Raw genomic sequence first — 17121 nt, forward strand, 5'->3', positions numbered from 1 at the left:
CTCTGAGCGTGTCATACCACGATGAGGGTGGCCACCACTCCCGCGCAGTTTCCGGCCACGCAGACGCGCACGGGGACGTCGAAGACGCCGGCCCGGTGCGGGACGCCGCCGATGCGCCCGTCCGGGCCGATCGTCACGCCGCCGGGCAGCTTCCCGGAGTCGGTCACGGTGAACGTGGGCGGCACGTCCGGCGGCCCGCCCTCGATCTCGATCGTCTCGTTCAGCGGCCGGCCCGTCTGGGCGGGGAAGGTCAGCTTGCCGGGCCGCCACGGGGTGTTCCGGTGCACGACCAGGGTGACGACCTCCTCGACGCAGCCGCTGGGCCGGCACAGCCGGATGGGGCGGGTGAACGCGCCGGGCCGCTCGGGGGCCCCGCTGATCGTGCCGCCGGGCTCCAGCGTCACGCCGGGGGCCAGCTCGGCGCCCTGAATGTGGAGCCGCTGGTCCAGGGCGATGAGCCGCGCGTCGACCTCGATGCCGTGGGTTACGTGGAAGGTGTCCTCCAGCAGCAGCTCCCCGCGCGAGGTCATCTGCCTGACCAGGGTGGCGGCCTGCTGCGGGGTCACGGTGTGGCAGCAGGGCAGCAGGGCGAACGCCGTCGCCGCGACGACTGCGGCCACCCATTTCGGCTGCACACTAACCCTCCCCCCTGGCCATCCGGGTTCCTACCCCCACGGGGAGATAATCAAGCTATGGCCGCTGAATCCGCTCAGACTCTCGAGCGCGGGCTCCACGTGCTGCGCCTGCTCGCCGACGGACACGGCGGGCGGACGCCCACGGAGCTGGCCAAGGAGCTGTCGCTGAGCAGGCCGGTGGTCTACCGGCTGGTGACGACGCTGATGAACGCCGGGTTCGTCAGGCGCGACGCCGACGGGCGGGTGCACCTGGGCTTCGGGGTGCTGATGCTGGCGCAGGCCGTCCAGCCGCTGCTGCGGGCGGCGGCGCTGCCCACCCTGCGGCGGCTGGCCGAGGAGGTCGGCGCGACCGCGCACCTCACCGTCGCCGAGGGGGACGACGGGCTGGCCGTGGCCGTGGTCGAGCCGTCGTGGACGAACATGCACGTCGCCTACCGGGAGGGCGCGCGGCATCCGCTCAGCAAGGGCGCGGCCGGGCGGGCGATCCTGGCCCTCCGTACCGGACAATCCGGATATTTCCTAACCGAGGGGCAGTTGCAGGAGGGTGCCAGGGGCATCGCCGCGCCGGTCACTGGCGTGCCGTGGCTGGAGGCCTCGGTCGGCGTCGTGACGTTCGGCCCGCTCAAGGAGGGCACCGGCGACCGGGTGGTCGCGGCGGCTATGGAACTTTCCGCAGCCCTCGCCTAGGATGTCCCTATAGAGGACACTAGTGTCCGATAAGCGGACAGATCCGGGAGGGCTGATGCCGTACTACCGCGTCGTGGGCGAGGTGCCACGCAAACGCCACGTCCAGTTCCGGCGACCCGACGGAGGGCTGTACGCCGAGGAGCTCATGGGCGAGGAGGGCTTCTCCTCCGACTCCTCCCTCCTGTACCACCGCTATCTGCCGACCGCGATCGTCAAGGCCGAGGCCGCCGAGCCGCTGACCTCCGAGGCGCTGTCGCCCAACCTGCCGCTGTCCCCCCGCCACTTCCGCACCCAGGACCTGCCCACCGCCGGAGACCTCGTCAGCGGCCGGATGCTGCTGGCCGGCAACGGCGACGTCCGATTGTCGTACGCGACCACCGACCGGCCCAGCGAGCTGTACCGCAACTCCAAGGGCGACGAGTGCGTCTACATCCAGCGCGGCGCCGCCCGCTTCGAGTCGACCTACGGCGCGATGGACGTCCGCGAGGGCGACTACGTCGTGATCCCGACCGGCACGATCCACCGCTGGGTGCCCTCCGGCACGGTCAACGCCCTGGTCATCGAGGCCGCCGGGCACATCAGGCCGCCCCGGCGCTACCTGTCGCAGTACGGCCAGTTCCTGGAGCACGCCCCCTACTGCGAGCGCGACCTGCGCGCGCCGAGCGAGCCGCTGATCGTCGAGGGCGAGGAGGTGCCGGTGCTGGTCCGCACCCGCGGCGGCCTCACCCGGCTCGTCTACCGCCACCACCCCTTCGACGTGGTCGGCTGGGACGGCTGCCTGTACCCGTTCGCCTTCAACATCGAGGACTTCGAGCCGGTGGTGAAGAAGACCCACGCGCCGCCGCCCGTCCACCAGACCTTCGAGGGCCCGGGCTTCGTGGTCTGCTCCTTCATGCCGCGCCCGCTGGACTTCCACCCCGAGGCCGTGCCCATCCCCTACAACCACCACAACGTGGACTCCGACGAGTTCATGTTCTACGTGGGCGGCGACTACTCGGCGCGCAAGGGCTCGGGCATCGACGTCGGCTCCATCTCGCTGCACCCGGCGGGCTTCACGCACGGCCCGCAGCCGGGCGCCGTCGAGGCCGTCATCGAGGCCAAGGCCACCCACACCAGCGAGATGGCGGTCATGGTCGACACCTTCCGCCCGCTCGACCTCGGCCAGGGCGCGCTGCAGTGCGAGGACCCCGGCTACGCCTGGACCTGGTCGCGATGAACCCGCTGTTCGAACGGCTCGTCGACGACGCCGGACTGTTCCCTCCGACCTCGCTGCACATGGACGAGGCCCTGGCCCGCCACAGGCGCGACCAGGAGTCCGGCAACCCCGTCCTCACGCACCGCTTCCTGTGCCCGGCCAGCCGCCTGGCCGGGCTGCGCCGCGAGAGCTTCGTCCCGGAGCGCATCGGGCTCATCGTGGACACCGAGGAGATCCCCGACTTCAGCGACCTGCCGGTGGACTTCGTGGAGGTACGGCTCCCGCCGCACACCGGCCTCGCCGAGCACCTGGCCTCCGGCGACGTCGAGCGGACGCTGGCCAAGCTGCCCCCGCACGTGCGCCTGTTCGTCGAGGTGACCCCGGAGACGCACGTCGGCGGCCTGCCCGAGCGCGTCGGGCTCAAGGTCCGCTGCGGCGGCATGACCCCCGACGCCTTCCCGCCCGCCGAGCACCTGGGCACGTTCATCAGGTACTGCGTCGACCACGACATCCCGTTCAAGGCCACCGCCGGGCTCCACCACGCGGTGCGCCACTTCGACCCCTCGCTGGGCGTCGACAGGCACGGGTTCCTCAACCTCGTGCTGGGCGTCTGCGAGGCCGTCGAGCGGCGCGACCCGGTGCCGGCGCTGCGCTCGACCGACGTCGGCGGGCTGGTGCGGATGGCGCAGGCCGTACCGGAACAGACCGCCAAGCGGGCCCGCGACCTGCTGGTCAGCTACGGCTCCTGCAGCACCCACACACCGATCGAAGACCTGCGGACCCTGGGGATCCTATGACATTCGGGCTCGACAACCTGCCGTACGGCGTCTTCTCCAGGCCGGGCGAGCGGCCGAGGGTCGGGGTGCGGTTCGAGGACCGCGTCCTGGACCTCGCGCCCGCGCTGCACGACGAGGTGTTCGCCGCGCCGTCGCTGAACCCTTTCCTGGCGCGGGGCCGCACGGCCTGGCGCGGCGCCCGTGAGCTCATCCAGGAGAAGCTGTCCTCGTCGAGGTCGCTGGTGGAGCCGCACCTGATCCCGCTGGAGCAGGTGACCCTCCACATGCCCTTCGAGGTGGCCGACTACGTCGACTTCTACTGCTCCCTGGAGCACGCCTCCAACCTCGGCCGCATGTTCCGGCCCGACTCCGAGCCGCTGCTGCCCAACTGGCGCCACCTGCCGGTCGGCTACCACGGCCGGGCCGGCACGGTGGTGGTGTCGGGCACGCCGATCCGGCGGCCGCACGGGCAGCTGCGCGCCGGCGTCTTCGGGCCGAGCGCGAAGCTGGACATCGAGGCCGAGCTGGGCTTCGTCGTGGGCGTGCCGACCGAGCTCGGCTCCCCGGCCGGCGACTTCGAGGAGCACGTCTTCGGCGTGACGCTGGTCAACGACTGGAGCGCGCGCGACATCCAGGCCTGGGAGTACCAGCCGCTCGGGCCGTTCCTGGGCAAGTCGTTCGCCACGTCGATCTCGCCGTGGATCACCCCGCTGGAGGCGCTTCCGCGCATCCCCGGCCGCGCCCAGGACCCGGCGCCCCTGCCGTACCTGGAGCGCAAGGCGGACTGGGGGCTGGACATCTCCGTCGTCGTCCAGCTCAACGGGCAGGTGATCTCCCGCCCGCCGTACTCGGCCATGTACTGGACGCCGGACCAGATGCTCGCCCACATGACCGTCAACGGCGCGTCGCTGCGCACGGGCGACCTGTTCGCCAGCGGGACGATCTCCGGGCCCGAGCCGGGCGAGCGCGGCTCGCTCATCGAGCTGACCTGGAACGGCGCCGAGCCGATCAAGCTCACCGACGGGTCGGTGCGGACCTTCCTGGAGGACGGGGACGTCGTGACGATCTCGGCGACGGCGGGCGGCATCAGCCTCGGCGAGGTGTCCGGAAAGATCGTCTGACCTACCCGGCGCGCTCCACGCCTCGCCGTAACCAGCCGCGAGGAATACCGTGGGAAGAGGGGGAACCGGATCGAGCCACCGGCCCGTTGACCCCTTCAGGAGGGCCGCAGCATGGATGAATGGGTCATCTGGATCGTCCTCGCCGTCGTCCTGGGCATCGCCGAGATCTTCACGCTCACCGCGGCCCTCGGCCTGCTGGGCGGCGCCGCCCTGCTGACCGCCGCCGCGGCCGCCATCGGCCTGCCCATCCCCCTGCAACTCCTCGTGTTCGCCCTGTCCTCGGCGGCCGGGCTCGTGGTCGTCCGGCCCATCGCCATGCGCCACATCCGCCAGCCGCCGATCCAGCGCTTCGGCGTCGAGGCGCTCGTCGGCAAGCCCGCCTACGTCGTCCGGGAGGTCACCGCGCACGACGGCCGGGTCCGCATCGGGGGCGAGGAGTGGTCGGCGCGTGCCTACGACGAGACGCTGGTGATCCCGCCGGGCACGACCGTCGACGTCATCGAGATCGAGGGCGCCACCGCCCTCGTCTACCCACGGGAGTAAGCATGTGACTCCTCCGCTCTCTGAAGGGAGCGGCTTCTCGCTAAGCCGCTTCCGCAGCCTGGCGAAGGGCAAGCCCTGCCCTGAGAATGTTCGTGGCCGCGTTGACGTCGGCGTGCGCGGCATGCCCGCACGCCGTACAGGCGAAGGCGGCTTGGGTGAGGCGGTTCTCCGCAGCGCAATGCCCGCAGCGGGCACACGTGCGGGAGGTGTTGCGGGGCTCGACTGCGATCAGCTCGCGACCGGCGCTTTCAGCCTTGTGCGCGAGGATCGTCAGGAACACCCCCCAACCCGCGTCCAGGATCGAGCGGTTGAGGCCGGATTTAGCGGCGACGTTGCGGCCCGGGGCCTCGATCGTGCCGGACGCCGACCGGGTCATGTTCGCGATCTTCAGGTCCTCGTGCACGATCAGGTCGTAGGCGCGCACCAGCGCCAGCGCCGTCTTGTGCGCCCCGTCGAGCCGCTGGCGGCGCACCTTGGCGTGCAGCGCGGCGACGCGGGCCACCGCCTTGCGGCGGCGCGTCGAGCCGCGCTTCTTCCGGGCCAGGTCGCGCTGCGCGGTCGCGAGCCGGTCGGCGGCGACGGCGAGGTGGCGCGGGTTGGCCAGGTGCTCACCGTCGCCGGTGGTGACCAGCCAGGCCACCCCCATGTCGATCCCGGCGACCGCGCCGGTGGCGGGCAGCGGGTTGGCGGGCACGTCATCGCAGGACAGGATCACATACCAGCGGGAGCCCTCCCGCTTGACGCTGATCGTCTTCACCGTGCCGCGCACCGGCCGGTGCTGGTGCACGCGCACGTGGCCGATGCCCTGCAACCGCATGAACGTCGCGGTCGGGTGCTGCGGCTGGGAGTCCCACCGGCAGCCGTCGCCGTCCTTGGGCCAGGTAACGGTGTCGAACCAGCCCCGCCCCTTGAACCGGGGGAATCCCGGCGTGCGGCCCTCGCGGACCCGCGTGAAGAACGCGGCGAACGCCTTGTCCAATCGTCGCAGGGTGGCCTGCTGGGAGGAGAACGACCAGCGGCCCTGACCTTCTGGGTCGTCGGCGCGGATGTGCTTCAACTCCCCGGACTGGTCGCCGTAGGTGATGCTCACGCCCGCCATGCGGTAGGCGGTACGGCGGTGCTCCAGGGCGGCGTTGTACAGGGCGCGGTGGTCATCCAGGCACGCGGTCAGCGCGACAACCTGGCGGGCGGTGGGGCGCAGCAAGAACTTGCAGGACCGCCTCACCGCTTCCCCTGTTCCGTGCGCAGGGCCTCACCGAGGAGCACGCACGCGGCGGCGTTGATCGAGATGCCGGTCTGTGCGGCGTACTCCTCGATCTGGCGCTTCAACTCCGGCGGGACGCGAAGGTTCAGCGACTCGCGGGGCGCTCCCCTCACCACAACCAAAATGCTACCACAATGCAACCTTGAAAGGAGGGAGCGCGGATTCCTCGCCAGCTGAAGCAGGCGATCCCCTCCGCGCGAATCTGATGGATCCCCTGCTCATCGTCGGGACGTTGATCATCCTGTTCGCGGTGTTCACCGTGCTGCGCGCCGTACGGATCGTGCCGCAGGCCAGGGCACGCAACGTCGAGCGGCTCGGGCGCTACCACCGCACGCTCAAGCCCGGACTCAACTTCGTGATCCCCTACATCGACCGCGTCTACCCGATGATCGACCTGCGTGAGCAGGTGGTGTCCTTCCGCCCGCAACCGGTCATCACCGAGGACAACCTCGTCGTCGAGATCGACACGGTGCTCTACTTCCAGGTCACCGACCCGCGCGCGGCCGCGTACGAGATCGCCAACTACATCCAGGCGGTGGAGCAGCTGACGGTCACGACGCTGCGGAACGTCGTCGGCTCCATGGACCTGGAGAAGACGCTCACCTCGCGCGACACGATCAACAGCCAGCTGCGCGGGGTGCTGGACGAGGCGACCGGCAAGTGGGGGCTGCGCGTCAACCGCGTCGAGATCAAGGCCATCGACCCGCCCAAGACCATCAAGGACGCGATGGAGAAGCAGATGCGGGCCGAGCGGGACAAGCGCGCGGCGATCCTCACCGCCGAGGGACAGCGCCAGTCGGCGATCCTGACCGCCGAGGGCGAGAAGCAGGCGCGGGTGCTGCGGGCCGAGGGCGCACGCGCCGCGGCCATCCTGGAGGCGGAGGGCCAGGCCCGGGCGATCGACCAGGTGTTCCAGGCGGTGCACCGCAACGACCCGGATCCCAAGCTGCTGGCCTACCAGTACCTCCAGGCCCTGCCGCAGCTGGCCAACGGTCCCGGCAACACGGTCTGGGTCATCCCGAGCGAGGTCACCACGGCGTTGCAGGGGGTGTCGAAGGCCTTCACCGAGGCTCTGCCCCGGTCGGCGGCCACCCGGGAGGGGGACGGCGAGTCGTCGGCCGTGGACGAGGACGTCGAGGAGGCCAAGTCGGCCGCGGCCGAGGCGGTCGCGGACGCGCAGCAGGCCGAGACGGGTCCCCGCCAGCTGACCACCGCGGTCCCCGAGCCGTCTCCGCTTCCCGACCTGGAGCGCGAACGCCGTCAGGCCGAGCGGCCGTAGGGCTCCGCACCGGCCCGCTGCGCCCCATCTGGGAACCGCCGTTGCCGGCGTGGCCGGAACCCTGGAACCAGAGCCCCGTCGGCCTCGACGAGGTGCCGGCGCCGCGAGAGACGACGAGCGAGCGCCGCGCGGCCTGAGCGAACCGTCGCCGATCCGTCGTGGCAAGCAGGCCGCGTCACCGGTGTCGCGGCCTGCCGTACCTCACAGGTGAGGCCCCGGTCAGTACTTGTAGACCACCGGGATGCCCCACGGGCCGCAGTCGGAGCTGAACGTGCCGCGGTCGCAGCCCTGGACGGAGAAGTGCCAGGTGTCGGTCGCCCTGCCGTGGCTGACGGTGTCGTCGAAGTCGACCCGCGGGTTGGCGGAGATAAGGAACTGGCCGCTCCACGGGGTCAGGCGCTTGACCTTCACCTGGGTGGTCTTGTTGCCGAGGTGCGGGTCCTTGCTCCAGCGGACGTTGAAGAAGTCCCAGTCGCGTCCCAGACCGCTCCACTTGAAGACCATGGTCCGGTCCTTCTTGAAGACGCGCAGCAGGGTGCCGCCTCCCAGGTTGGGCGACCAGACGATCTTGCCGTTCTGGAAGCGCTGCCACGACCCCTGCTTGTCGGGGTAGCCGTACTCCTTGGTGACCGGGCAGCCGTAGACGCTGGTGCGCCCGCCGTTGGACCGCCACAGGCCGCCGACGAGGCTGCCCTCCGGCGCGACCAGCGACGGGTCACAGGCCGCCGACGTCGCAGTGGTGGCAGTGGCGGCGGCCTGCGCGCCGGCGGGAGCCAGAGCGAGGGCTCCGGCGGCGACCGCCGCGGCGGCCAGCAGAGTGCGAGTGGTGGACATGGTGCTCCTCATAGCGGTCAGTGGCTCATCGTGACGGACGTCGGGATGCTCCACGGACCGCAGTCGGAGCTGAACGTTCCCCGGTCGCAACCTTGGACGACGAAGGCGAACTTGTTGGTCTCGTGGCCGTTGGTGGTCGTGCCGACGCCGTCCTTGACGTAGGGCGACATGCTGTACTGGCCGCTCCACGGGGTCAGGCGCTTGACCTGCACCTGGGTGGCCCGGCCACCGTCCTTGCTCCAGCGGACGTTGAAGAAGTCCCAGTCGCGTCCCAGGCCGCTCCACTTGAAGACGACGCGGTTGCCGTCGGCGAAGGCCCGCACCAGCGCGTTGCCTCCCAGGTTGGGCGACCAGACGATCTTGCCGTTCTGGAAGCGACGACCCCTGCTTGTCGGGGTAGCCGTACTCCTTGGTGACCGGGCAACGGTAGACGCTGTTCTGCCCGCCGTTGGACCGCCACAGGCCGCCGACGAGGCTGCCCTCCGGCGCGACCAACGACGGGTCACAGGCGGCCGACGTCGCCGTCGCGGTGGTGGGAGTGGCCTGGGCGGCGGCGGGAGCCAGGACGGCGATCCCCCCGGCTATCGCGGCTGCCGCGGCGAGGCTGAAGACTGAACGTGATGTGCGGCCCACGGGGTGGTCCTTTCTGAGGGGCCGGTTGGACCGTCCCTGTCTACGCCCCACCCCTTTCACGTCGGCTGACGCGACTTGACGCACGGTTGACAACGGCTGTCCGGTCCTGCTCGGAGGAGCGCCCGAGCAGGACCGGCGTCGTCACATGAGCCGGATCACCTCATCCGGCTCGTCGTCGTCCGCGACGCGGTTGCGCCTGACGAACCCGCACGCCAGCACCGGTGAACGAGCATGAAGCCCTTCGCCGGGTGGTGCTCCATCGCCACGGCGCGTCGGCCTTCCTTCCCAGGATCTTCCAGGGTGATCCGTCAGCTCCCAGTCTGGCCGCGATCGAAGTAGGCGACCAGCTCGGGGTCCAGCGGCGGCACGTCGTACGGCACGCCGCCCTCGCGCAGCGACATCGTCGCCATGTAGCCGGCCGCCACGCTCATGCGCGCGGAGACCGGGGAGGTGTCGGTGACGCCGCCTTCCCGGACGAAGCGGGCGAACTCCCGGATGACCTCCGCGTCCGCGCCGCCGTGCGAGCCGGTCGCGTCCGGCACCCGGTAGGCGATGTCGCAGTCGGCGCGGTACGACGACGGCCCGGTGTTCCAGACCTTGACCGTGTCGCCGGGCAGGTCGCCGAAGTTCTCCAGCCGCCCCTCCGTCCCGATCACGGTGTAGTTGCGCCAGTAGTCGGGCGTGTAGTGGCACTGCTGGTAGGCGGCGATGACGCCGTTGTCCAGCCGCATGTTCATCACCGACACGTCCTCGACGTCGACCACGTGGTTGAGGTCGCGCCGGGCGGTGGGCGGCCACTCGAACTCCCGCAGCCAGCCCTCCGGCCGGGGCGTGCCCGCCGGCCGCCGGGGCAGGTCGCCGTAGACGGTCAGCGCCCCGAGCGCGTTGACCGTCGTCGTGTACCCCCCGGCCAGCCAGTGCACGACGTCCAGGTCGTGTGCGGCCTTCTGCAACAGCAGCCCGGTGGTGCGGGCCCGCTCGGCGTGCCAGTCCTTGAAGTAGTAGTCGCCGCCGTAGGACACGAAGTGGCGCACCCAGATCGTCTTCGGCTCCCCGATGTCGCCCTTGGCGATGATGTCGCGCATCAGCCGTACGACGCCCATGTGCCGCATGTTGTGCCCGACATACAGCCTCGTCCCGGTACGGCGGGCCGTACGCAGGATGTTGTCGCAGCCCTCGACCGTGATGTGCATGGGCTTTTCCAGGTAGACGGCCTTGCCGGCCTCCAGGCAGTCGACCGCGATCCGCTCGTGGGTGTCGTCGGGCGTCATGACGAGGACCGCGTCGAGGTCGGGCCGTTCCAGGAGCTCGCGGTAGTCCTCGGCCCGCGCCGGGTCGCCGAAGGCGGCGGCCTGCGCCTTGAGCGCCGCCGGGTCGGTGTCGCAGACGGCGGCCACGGTCGTGCCGTGGCCCGGCCGGTGCGCGGCCAGCGCGAGGTTCTTCCGCAGGCCGAGGCCGATGACCCCGATGCGCAGGTCTTCCACTGCTGTCCTTTCGAGAGGTTACTTGGATCCGGTGAAGGCTATGCCCTGGATGAGCTGCTTCTGCATGATCACGAACACCACGATGATCGGCGCGCTCGCCATCAGGGACCCGGCCATGAGGACCGGGTAGTCGGTCATGTGCTCGCCCTGCAGCGCCGACAGGCCGGCCGACAGCGGCATCTGCTCGGGGTCGGTGTTGACGATGAGCGGCCACATGAGGTCGTTCCACGACCACAGGACCGTCAGCACGCCCAGCGCGAGCAGCCCGGGCCTGGCCAGCGGCAGCATCACGCTCCAGAAGATCCGCAGCGGGTTGGCGCCGTCGAGCCTGGCCGCCTCCTCGACCTCGGCGGGCAGCGTCATGAAGAACTGCCGCATCATGAACGTGCCGAACGCGCTGAACATGCCGGGCACGATGAGGCCGGGCAGCGTGTTGAGCCAGCCGAGGCTCTGCACGATCTGGTACTGCGGGATGAGGAACAGCTGGCCGGGCACCATGAGCACCGACAGCAGCGCGATGAAGATCACGTTCCTGCCGGGGAAGCGCAGCCGGGCGAAGGCGTAGGCGGCCAGCGAGCAGAACAGCAGCTGCGCCAGCGTCCGCCCGGCGGTCATCACGACGGTGTTGCCGAACTGCCGCAGGAACGGCCCGGCCTCGAAGACCTCGGCGAAGTTGGACCATTCGAAGGACGGGATCCACACCGGCGGCATCCTGGTGGCCTCGGTGAAGCTCTTCAGCGCGGTGAGCACCTGCCAGAAGAACGGCATGACCATGGCCGCGGCGCCCACCGCGAGCACCAGGTGCACCGGCCAGAGCCGGCCGCTACGCATAGTGCACCCACCTCTTCTGCATGCGGAACTGGAAGACCGTCAAGGCGAGCGTGATGAGCATGAGCACCACCGCCATGGCGGCGGCGTAGCCCTTGGCGCCCTCCTCGAAGGCGCGGCTGAAGAACAGCGACACCACGGTCTGCGTCTCCTCGCGCGCCGGGTTGCCCTTGCGGAACAGCAGGTAGACCAGGTCGAACATCTGCAGGCCGTTGATGACGCTGAGCACCGAGACGAAGAAGACGCTCGGCGACAGCAGCGGCAGCGTGATGCCGAAGAACTGCCTGACCCGCCCGGCGCCGTCGATGGAGGCGGCCTCGTAGAGGTGGCTCGGGATGGACTGCAGCCCGGCCATGAAGATGACCGCGTTGTAGCCGATCTGGGTCCAGATGCCGACGACGGCCACCGCGTACAGGGCCGTGTCGGGGTCGGCGATCCACGAGGTGCCCTCGATGCCGGCGAAGGACAGCGCGTAGTTGATCAGGCCGTAGTCGCCGTTGTAGAGCCAGGACCAGATCATCGCCACCGCCGCCGGCATGGTGACGACGGGCAGGAAGTACAGGGTCCGGTAGAACGACACCAGCTTCAGCCCGCGGGTGCCCAGCAGCGCGGCGACCGCGATCGACACCGGGATGCCCAGCAGGGTCAGCCCGCCGTACAGGAACGTGTTCCGCAATGCCTTCGCGTTGGCCGGGTCGGTGAGGACCTGCCGGTAGTTGTCCAGGCCGATCCAGGTGGCGTCGCCGAACAGGGTCCACTCGGTGAAGCTGTAGTACACCGACTGGGCGACGGGCCACAGGTAGAAGACGCCGAGGCCCAGCACGAGCGGCGCGATCATGGCGTAGCCCCAGACCCACTCGCGGTCGCGCAGCCGGCGGCGGGCGGAGGGGCGGGCGGCCGCCCTGACGGCGACCGCCCTGTCGAGCGCGCTCACTTCTCCTGCGCGAGCGCCGCGTTCATGGTGGCCGCGAACTCCCTGGCGACCGCCTCGACGTCCTGGCCCTCGGTGAAGGCTTTCGTCATCGCGTCCAGTTCCGGGCGCGACCAGGCCGCGGTGTTCTTCGAGACCGGGTACGGCCTGGCGTACGGCAGCTGGTCGATGAAGGCCTTGAGGTTGAACTTCGGCATGGACTTCACCCACGTCTCCTGCAGGCCCTCGTAGGCGGGGATGACCGCGCCGGTCTCGGCCTGGATCCTGTTGGCCTGCTCACCGGCCAGGAACTTGACGAACTCCCAGGCCTCCTGCGGGTGCCTGGTCTTGGCGTAGATGACGTTGGCCAGGCCGTGGATGACGGTGGCCCTGCCCTTCGGCCCGGCGGGCAGCGGGGCCACGTCGGCGTCGAGGCCCTCGGTCCTGAAGTACTGCGGGGCGTCGTAGGAGCCGTCGTACCACATCGCGAGCCTGCCGCTCTTGAACATCTCGATGGGGTCGTTGTCGGTCATCTGCTGGACGGTGGGCGAGAGCTTCTGGTCCAGCAGGTCCTTCCAGAACTTCAGCCCCTCGATGGTGGCGGGGTCGTCGAAGCCGGACTTCTTCTTGTCGTCGGAGACGACGTAGCCGCCGGCCTGGAAGATCGTGTTGTAGTAGAGCTCCTGGGGCCAGGCCATAGCGCCGATGCCGTACACGCCCTTGGCCGGGTCGGTCAGCTTCTTGGCGGCGGCGCGGACGTCGTCCCAGGTCCAGTTCTCGTCGGGATAGTCGACCTTGGCGGCGTCGAAGAGCTTCTTGTTGTACCACAGGCCGATGGTGTCGAAGTCCTTGGGGATGCCGTACTGCTTGCCGTCCAGGGTGTAGAGGTCGACCAGCGACTTGGGGAACTTGGTCATGTCGACCTTGTCGCGGGCGATCCGGTCCGACAGCGGCAGCAGCGCGCCCTGGGAGGCGTACAGGCCGATCCGCGGGCCGTTCATCCAGAAGACGTCGGGGGCGGTGCCGCCCGCTGCGGCGGTCTGGAGCTTGGTCCAGTACTCCTTGTTGGGGGTGAACTGGAGCTTGACCTCGATGTTCGGATGGGTTCTGGTGAACTCCCGCGCGATCTTCTCCATGGCCGCGCCCTGGTTCTCTTTGTCCCAGTAGGCGTAGGTCAGCGTGACCTTGCCGTCGGAGCTCCCGCCGTCGGACGAGGAGCATCCCGCGAGTCCTGCCACGAGCGCACCGGCGCACACGAGCGCCCACGCCTTTCCTGTCATGTCGACCCCTCTGTCGGGCTGTGCGAGTGACTGGAAGATAGCTCCCATTTATGCAACTTGCCAGCAATAATTGAGCAGAAGACGCCAGAAGATGCGCGGAAGCGACTGTACTGTGACAGCTTCGTGATGGAATTACTTAAGTGATCTACAAAAAGAGCAGCTGGTCGGCGTTGTTGAGCGCGAGCTTGACGGCGCCCACCACGATGGACTCGGCGCCGAGCCGGGAGGCGACCACCTCGGGCGGGTAGAGGCAGACCCGATCGAGGTAGTCCTGGATCGGCTCCACCAGCAGCGCGCCGCCCTTGGACAGGGAGCCGCCGATCACGACCATTTCGGGGTCGAGCGGGTTCACCACGGTGACCAGGCCCTCGGCCAGGCTGACGGCGAGCGCCTCGACCGCCTTGGCGGCCCGCTGGTCGCCCTCCGCGGCCCGGGCGAAGGCGAACTCGGCGGCCTGGCCAGGGGAGCGCAGCTCGCCCGGCTCCACGGCCATGGCGTAGTCGATCACGTGGCCGAACACGCTCCACAGCCCGTGCGGCTGCTCGCCGATCTCGCCGGAGGCCGCGTGGGCGCCGCGGTACGGCCGGCCGTCGATCAGCAGGCCGAGCGCCATGCGGTTGCCGGTGAACAGGTAGACCACGTTCCCGCGGCCCACGGCCACGCCGCGCCAGTGCTCGGCCAGGACGGCCAGGCGCATGTCGTTCTCGACCAGCACCGGGGCCGGGATGCGGCGCGACAGCTCGTCCTGCAGGGCCAGCCCGGTCCAGCCGGGCAGCACCGTGCTCTTGACCACGCGGCCCGTGCCGTCGACCACGCCGGTGGTGCCGACGCCCACGGCGGCGAGCCGGTCGGTGGTCAGGCCCAGTTCGTCGGCGCACTCGTCGACGAGGCGGGCGATCTCGGCCATACGCTCGTCTGCCGACATATCTGGAAATACGCCCATCTTTCGCGACAGCACGATCTGCCCGCCGAGGTCGGCCGCCATCGCGTGCAGCCGGTAGGCGCCGATGCTCACGCCGAGCACGTGCCCGGCCGAGGCGCGGAAGCGGTAGCGCTTGGCCGGACGGCCCCGCTGGCGCTCGCCCGGCTCCTCGCCGCACTCCTCGGCCCAGCCCTCCGCCAGCAGCTCGTCGATGATCGCCTCGACCGTGGGCCTGGAGACCCGCGCCGCCTGGGCCAGCTCCGTCAGCGTGGCCACCCCCGCCGAACGCAGGATGCGGAGGATCGCGGCGGTGTTGAGCCGCCGCAGAAGGGAGGCGTCACCGCTCTGCTGTCGCACCCGCCCATCCTACTTAAGCAAGCACATTGCGGAATCTAGGTGGAGCGTGAAGTGCAGCTGTGGGGGGAGTTAAGAAACCCTCGATGGACACCGCACGGCCCGGCCCGGCACAGTGCGTTACGGTCGGACAAGGGGGTTGGACCGATGAAGGCGCTGGTCAAGGAGAGAGCCGAGCCCGGGCTGTGGCTCGTGGACGTGCCGGAGCCCACGCCGGGGCCCGGCGAGGTGCTGATCAGGGTGCTGCGGACCGGGATCTGCGGCACCGACCTCCATATCCGGAAATTTGATGACTGGGCGCGCAACACCCTGAAGCTGCCCCTCATCGTGGGGCACGAGTTCAGCGGCGAGGTCGTGGAGGTCGCCCCCGGGGTCGAGGACATCAAGCCCGGCGACCTGGTCAGCGGCGAGGGCCACCTGGTGTGCGGCAAGTGCCGCAACTGCATGGCCGGGCGCCGCCACCTGTGCATCAACACGGTCGGCCTCGGCGTCCACCGCGACGGGGCCTTCGCCGAGTACGTCACGCTGCCCGCCTCCAACGTGTGGGTGCACCGCGTCCCGGTCGACCCCGACATCGCCGCCATCTTCGACCCGTTCGGCAACGCCGTACACACGGCCCTGACCTTCCCCATGGTCGGCGAGGACGTCCTGATCACCGGCGCCGGTCCGATCGGGCTCATGGCCGCCGCCGTCGCCACCCACGTCGGCGCGCGCAACGTCGTCATCACCGACGTCAGCCCCGAACGCCTGCAGCTGGCCGAGAAGCTCGGCGTCTCGCTGGCGCTCAACGTCTCCCACGGCTCGCTCAGGGACGGCATGCGGCGGCTGGGCATGCGGGAGGGCTTCGACGTGGGCCTGGAGATGTCCGGCAACCCGCGGGCGCTGCGCGACATGATCGCGCACATGACCCACGGCGGGAAGATCGCGATGCTGGGCCTGCCCGCCGAGGAGTTCGCCGTCGACTGGTCCACGGTGGTCACGTCCATGCTCACCATCAAGGGCATCTACGGCCGGGAGATGTACGAGACCTGGTACAACATGTCGGTCCTGCTGGAGAAGGGGCTCGACCTGTCGCCCGTCATCACCGACCGCTACTCCTACCGCGACTTCGACGCGGCCTTCGACACCGCGGCCAGCGGCCGCACCGGCAAGGTCATCATGGACTGGAGTGACTAGTGTTCGACAACGTGCGCCAGCAGCTGCGTGACACGCTGGAGGAGATCACGCAGGCCGGGCTGCTCAAGCCGGAGCGGGTCATCAGCACCCCGCAGAACGCCTCGGTCCGGGTGGGCGAGCGGGAGGTGCTGAACTTCTGCGCCAACAACTACCTGGGCCTGGCCGACAACCCCGAGGTGATCCAGGCGGCCAAGGACGCCCTGGACCGGTGGGGCTTCGGCATGGCGTCGGTGCGCTTCATCTGCGGCACGCAGGAGGTGCACAAGGAGCTGGAGCGGCGGCTCGCGGACTTCCTCGGCCAGGAGGACACGGTCCTGTACAGCTCGTGCTTCGACGCCAACGGCGGCGTCTTCGAGACCCTGCTCGACGGCCAGGACGCGGTCATCTCCGACGCGCTGAACCACGCGAGCATCATCGACGGGATCCGGCTGTCGAAGGCCCGCCGGTACCGCTACGCCAACAGGGACATGGGCGAGCTGGAGGCGCGGCTGAAGGAGGCCTCCGACGCGCGGCGCAAGCTCATCGTCACCGACGGCGTGTTCTCCATGGACGGCTACGTCGCGCCCCTGCCGGACATCTGCGACCTGGCCGAGCGGTACGGCGCCATGGTGATGGTCGACGACTCCCACGCGGTCGGCTTCGTCGGCGCGAACGGCCGCGGCACCCCCGAGCTGCACGGCGTCATGGACCGGATCGACATCATCACCGGCACGCTGGGCAAGGCGCTCGGCGGGGCGTCCGGCGGGTACGTCTCGGCCCGCAAGGAGATCTGCGAGCTGCTGCGCCAGCGGTCGCGGCCGTACCTGTTCTCCAACTCGCTCGCCCCGATGATCGCGGCGGCGTCGCTGAAGGTGCTCGACCTGCTGGAGACGACGAGTGAGGCGCGGGAGCGGCTGCGGGCCAACACCGCGCGCTTCCGCACCAGGATGACCGAGGCGGGCTTCGACATCCTGCCGGGGGACCACCCCATCGTCCCGGTGATGATCGGCGACGCGGCCAAGGCCGGCGCCATGGCCGACCGGCTCCTGGATCTCGGCATCTACGTCATCGGCTTCTCCTACCCGGTGGTGCCCCAGGGCCAGGCGCGCATCCGCGTCCAGCTGTCGGCGGCGCACTCGGCCGAGGACGTCGACCGCGCGGTGGAGGCGTTCATCCAGGCCCGCGGCTGAGGTCCGCGGTTTGTCGGCGTGATCGTCTAGG

The 17121-nt window shown here is 70.0% G+C and carries 18 protein-coding genes; 8 read left to right on the forward strand and 10 right to left on the reverse strand.

Annotation, left to right across the window (positions count from 1 at the left end):
• Nucleotides 1-11 precede the first annotated feature (11 nt).
• Nucleotides 12-620, reverse strand: a complete 609-nt coding sequence (locus tag BSB02_RS40780) for a hypothetical protein (RefSeq protein ID WP_206184995.1) — start codon at nucleotides 618-620, stop codon at nucleotides 12-14.
• A gap of 72 nt (nucleotides 621-692) precedes the next feature.
• Here BSB02_RS40780 and BSB02_RS31395 point away from each other — a divergent pair, with 72 nt between their 5' ends.
• The 5 genes from BSB02_RS31395 to BSB02_RS31415 all read left to right on the forward strand — a co-directional run bounded on the left by BSB02_RS31395 (nucleotide 693) and on the right by BSB02_RS31415 (nucleotide 4957).
• On the forward strand, nucleotides 693-1322 hold the full coding sequence (locus BSB02_RS31395; protein WP_084964489.1) for an IclR family transcriptional regulator: 630 nt from the start codon (nucleotides 693-695) through the stop codon (nucleotides 1320-1322).
• 55 nt (nucleotides 1323-1377) lie between these two features.
• The gene (locus tag BSB02_RS31400) at nucleotides 1378-2538 is read left to right on the forward strand and encodes a homogentisate 1,2-dioxygenase (RefSeq protein ID WP_084964491.1); all 1161 of its coding nucleotides are present in this window, start codon (nucleotides 1378-1380) and stop codon (nucleotides 2536-2538) included.
• Nucleotides 2499-3314 (forward strand): hypothetical protein, encoded by an 816-nt coding sequence (locus BSB02_RS31405; protein ID WP_240506801.1) that lies wholly within the window; start codon nucleotides 2499-2501, stop codon nucleotides 3312-3314. The genes BSB02_RS31400 and BSB02_RS31405 overlap by 40 nt, the downstream gene beginning before the upstream one ends.
• The gene (gene fahA / locus BSB02_RS31410) at nucleotides 3311-4414 is read left to right on the forward strand and encodes a fumarylacetoacetase (RefSeq protein WP_084964495.1); all 1104 of its coding nucleotides are present in this window, start codon (nucleotides 3311-3313) and stop codon (nucleotides 4412-4414) included. The genes BSB02_RS31405 and fahA overlap by 4 nt, the downstream gene beginning before the upstream one ends.
• A 111-nt stretch (nucleotides 4415-4525) precedes the next feature.
• The gene (locus BSB02_RS31415) at nucleotides 4526-4957 is read left to right on the forward strand and encodes an NfeD family protein (RefSeq protein ID WP_084964497.1); all 432 of its coding nucleotides are present in this window, start codon (nucleotides 4526-4528) and stop codon (nucleotides 4955-4957) included.
• Nucleotides 4958-4997: 40 nt separating this feature from the next.
• On the opposite strand, the gene BSB02_RS31420 is transcribed toward BSB02_RS31415, so the two are convergent.
• Both BSB02_RS31420 and BSB02_RS31425 read right to left on the reverse strand, forming a co-directional pair.
• Nucleotides 4998-6182: an RNA-guided endonuclease InsQ/TnpB family protein gene (locus tag BSB02_RS31420; protein ID WP_084964499.1), complete on the reverse strand. Its 1185-nt coding sequence runs from the start codon at nucleotides 6180-6182 to the stop codon at nucleotides 4998-5000.
• The gene (locus BSB02_RS31425; RefSeq protein WP_158088779.1) at nucleotides 6179-6337 is read right to left on the reverse strand and encodes a toxin-antitoxin system HicB family antitoxin; all 159 of its coding nucleotides are present in this window, start codon (nucleotides 6335-6337) and stop codon (nucleotides 6179-6181) included. Before BSB02_RS31425 ends, BSB02_RS31420 begins: the two co-directional genes overlap by 4 nt.
• Nucleotides 6338-6426: 89 nt before the next feature.
• On the opposite strand from BSB02_RS31425, the gene BSB02_RS31430 reads away from it, so the two are divergent.
• Nucleotides 6427-7500: an SPFH domain-containing protein gene (locus BSB02_RS31430; RefSeq protein ID WP_084964503.1), complete on the forward strand. Its 1074-nt coding sequence runs from the start codon at nucleotides 6427-6429 to the stop codon at nucleotides 7498-7500.
• A 219-nt stretch (nucleotides 7501-7719) separates the two neighbouring features.
• Here BSB02_RS31430 and BSB02_RS31435 read toward each other — a convergent pair whose 3' ends face one another.
• The 7 genes from BSB02_RS31435 to BSB02_RS31465 form a co-directional block, all read right to left on the reverse strand.
• The gene (locus BSB02_RS31435) at nucleotides 7720-8334 is read right to left on the reverse strand and encodes a hypothetical protein (RefSeq protein ID WP_158088780.1); all 615 of its coding nucleotides are present in this window, start codon (nucleotides 8332-8334) and stop codon (nucleotides 7720-7722) included.
• A gap of 17 nt (nucleotides 8335-8351) precedes the next feature.
• A complete protein-coding gene (locus tag BSB02_RS31440) occupies nucleotides 8352-8657 on the reverse strand; it encodes a hypothetical protein (RefSeq protein WP_084964507.1) in 306 nt (101 codons plus the stop codon).
• A 618-nt stretch (nucleotides 8658-9275) separates the two neighbouring features.
• The gene (locus tag BSB02_RS31445; RefSeq protein WP_084964509.1) at nucleotides 9276-10451 is read right to left on the reverse strand and encodes a Gfo/Idh/MocA family protein; all 1176 of its coding nucleotides are present in this window, start codon (nucleotides 10449-10451) and stop codon (nucleotides 9276-9278) included.
• Between the two features lie 18 nt (nucleotides 10452-10469).
• Nucleotides 10470-11282 carry a carbohydrate ABC transporter permease gene (locus BSB02_RS31450; RefSeq protein WP_084964511.1) on the reverse strand — a complete coding sequence of 271 codons (813 nt, stop codon included), beginning with the start codon at nucleotides 11280-11282 and terminating at the stop codon, nucleotides 10470-10472.
• Nucleotides 11275-12213 carry a carbohydrate ABC transporter permease gene (locus tag BSB02_RS31455; RefSeq protein ID WP_240506803.1) on the reverse strand — a complete coding sequence of 313 codons (939 nt, stop codon included), beginning with the start codon at nucleotides 12211-12213 and terminating at the stop codon, nucleotides 11275-11277. The genes BSB02_RS31450 and BSB02_RS31455 overlap by 8 nt, the downstream gene beginning before the upstream one ends.
• Nucleotides 12210-13469: an ABC transporter substrate-binding protein gene (locus BSB02_RS31460; protein WP_084964513.1), complete on the reverse strand. Its 1260-nt coding sequence runs from the start codon at nucleotides 13467-13469 to the stop codon at nucleotides 12210-12212. The genes BSB02_RS31455 and BSB02_RS31460 overlap by 4 nt, the downstream gene beginning before the upstream one ends.
• Nucleotides 13470-13614: 145 nt before the next feature.
• On the reverse strand, nucleotides 13615-14748 hold the full coding sequence (locus BSB02_RS31465; RefSeq protein WP_084964515.1) for an ROK family transcriptional regulator: 1134 nt from the start codon (nucleotides 14746-14748) through the stop codon (nucleotides 13615-13617).
• A 144-nt stretch (nucleotides 14749-14892) separates the two neighbouring features.
• On the opposite strand from BSB02_RS31465, the gene tdh reads away from it, so the two are divergent.
• Together tdh and BSB02_RS31475 are read left to right on the forward strand one after the other, a co-directional pair.
• Nucleotides 14893-15921, forward strand: coding sequence for an L-threonine 3-dehydrogenase (gene tdh / locus BSB02_RS31470; protein ID WP_084964516.1), 1029 nt, complete (start codon nucleotides 14893-14895; stop codon nucleotides 15919-15921).
• Nucleotides 15921-17090 carry a glycine C-acetyltransferase gene (locus tag BSB02_RS31475; RefSeq protein WP_084964518.1) on the forward strand — a complete coding sequence of 390 codons (1170 nt, stop codon included), beginning with the start codon at nucleotides 15921-15923 and terminating at the stop codon, nucleotides 17088-17090. The genes tdh and BSB02_RS31475 overlap by 1 nt, the downstream gene beginning before the upstream one ends.
• The last annotated feature ends 31 nt before the right edge of the window (nucleotides 17091-17121 follow it).

The sequence above is a fragment of the Thermoactinospora rubra genome (genome assembly GCF_002093975.1).
GTDB classification, from domain to species: domain Bacteria; phylum Actinomycetota; class Actinomycetes; order Streptosporangiales; family Streptosporangiaceae; genus Nonomuraea; species Nonomuraea rubra_A.

Excerpts from the sequence above, each read along its gene's own strand:
- tdh (WP_084964516.1), top strand. The coding sequence starts at position 14,893 with ATGAAGGCGCTGGTCAAGGAGAGAGCCGAGCCCGGGCTGTGGCTCGTG.
- BSB02_RS31400 (WP_084964491.1), top strand. The coding sequence starts at position 1,378 with ATGCCGTACTACCGCGTCGTGGGCGAGGTGCCACGCAAACGCCACGTC.
- BSB02_RS31435 (WP_158088780.1), bottom strand. The coding sequence starts at position 8,334 with ATGTCCACCACTCGCACTCTGCTGGCCGCCGCGGCGGTCGCCGCCGGA.
- BSB02_RS31450 (WP_084964511.1), bottom strand. The coding sequence starts at position 11,282 with ATGCGTAGCGGCCGGCTCTGGCCGGTGCACCTGGTGCTCGCGGTGGGC.
- BSB02_RS31460 (WP_084964513.1), bottom strand. The coding sequence starts at position 13,469 with ATGACAGGAAAGGCGTGGGCGCTCGTGTGCGCCGGTGCGCTCGTGGCA.
- BSB02_RS31395 (WP_084964489.1), top strand. The coding sequence starts at position 693 with ATGGCCGCTGAATCCGCTCAGACTCTCGAGCGCGGGCTCCACGTGCTG.
- BSB02_RS31430 (WP_084964503.1), top strand. The coding sequence starts at position 6,427 with ATGGATCCCCTGCTCATCGTCGGGACGTTGATCATCCTGTTCGCGGTG.
- BSB02_RS31415 (WP_084964497.1), top strand. The coding sequence starts at position 4,526 with ATGGATGAATGGGTCATCTGGATCGTCCTCGCCGTCGTCCTGGGCATC.
- fahA (WP_084964495.1), top strand. The coding sequence starts at position 3,311 with ATGACATTCGGGCTCGACAACCTGCCGTACGGCGTCTTCTCCAGGCCG.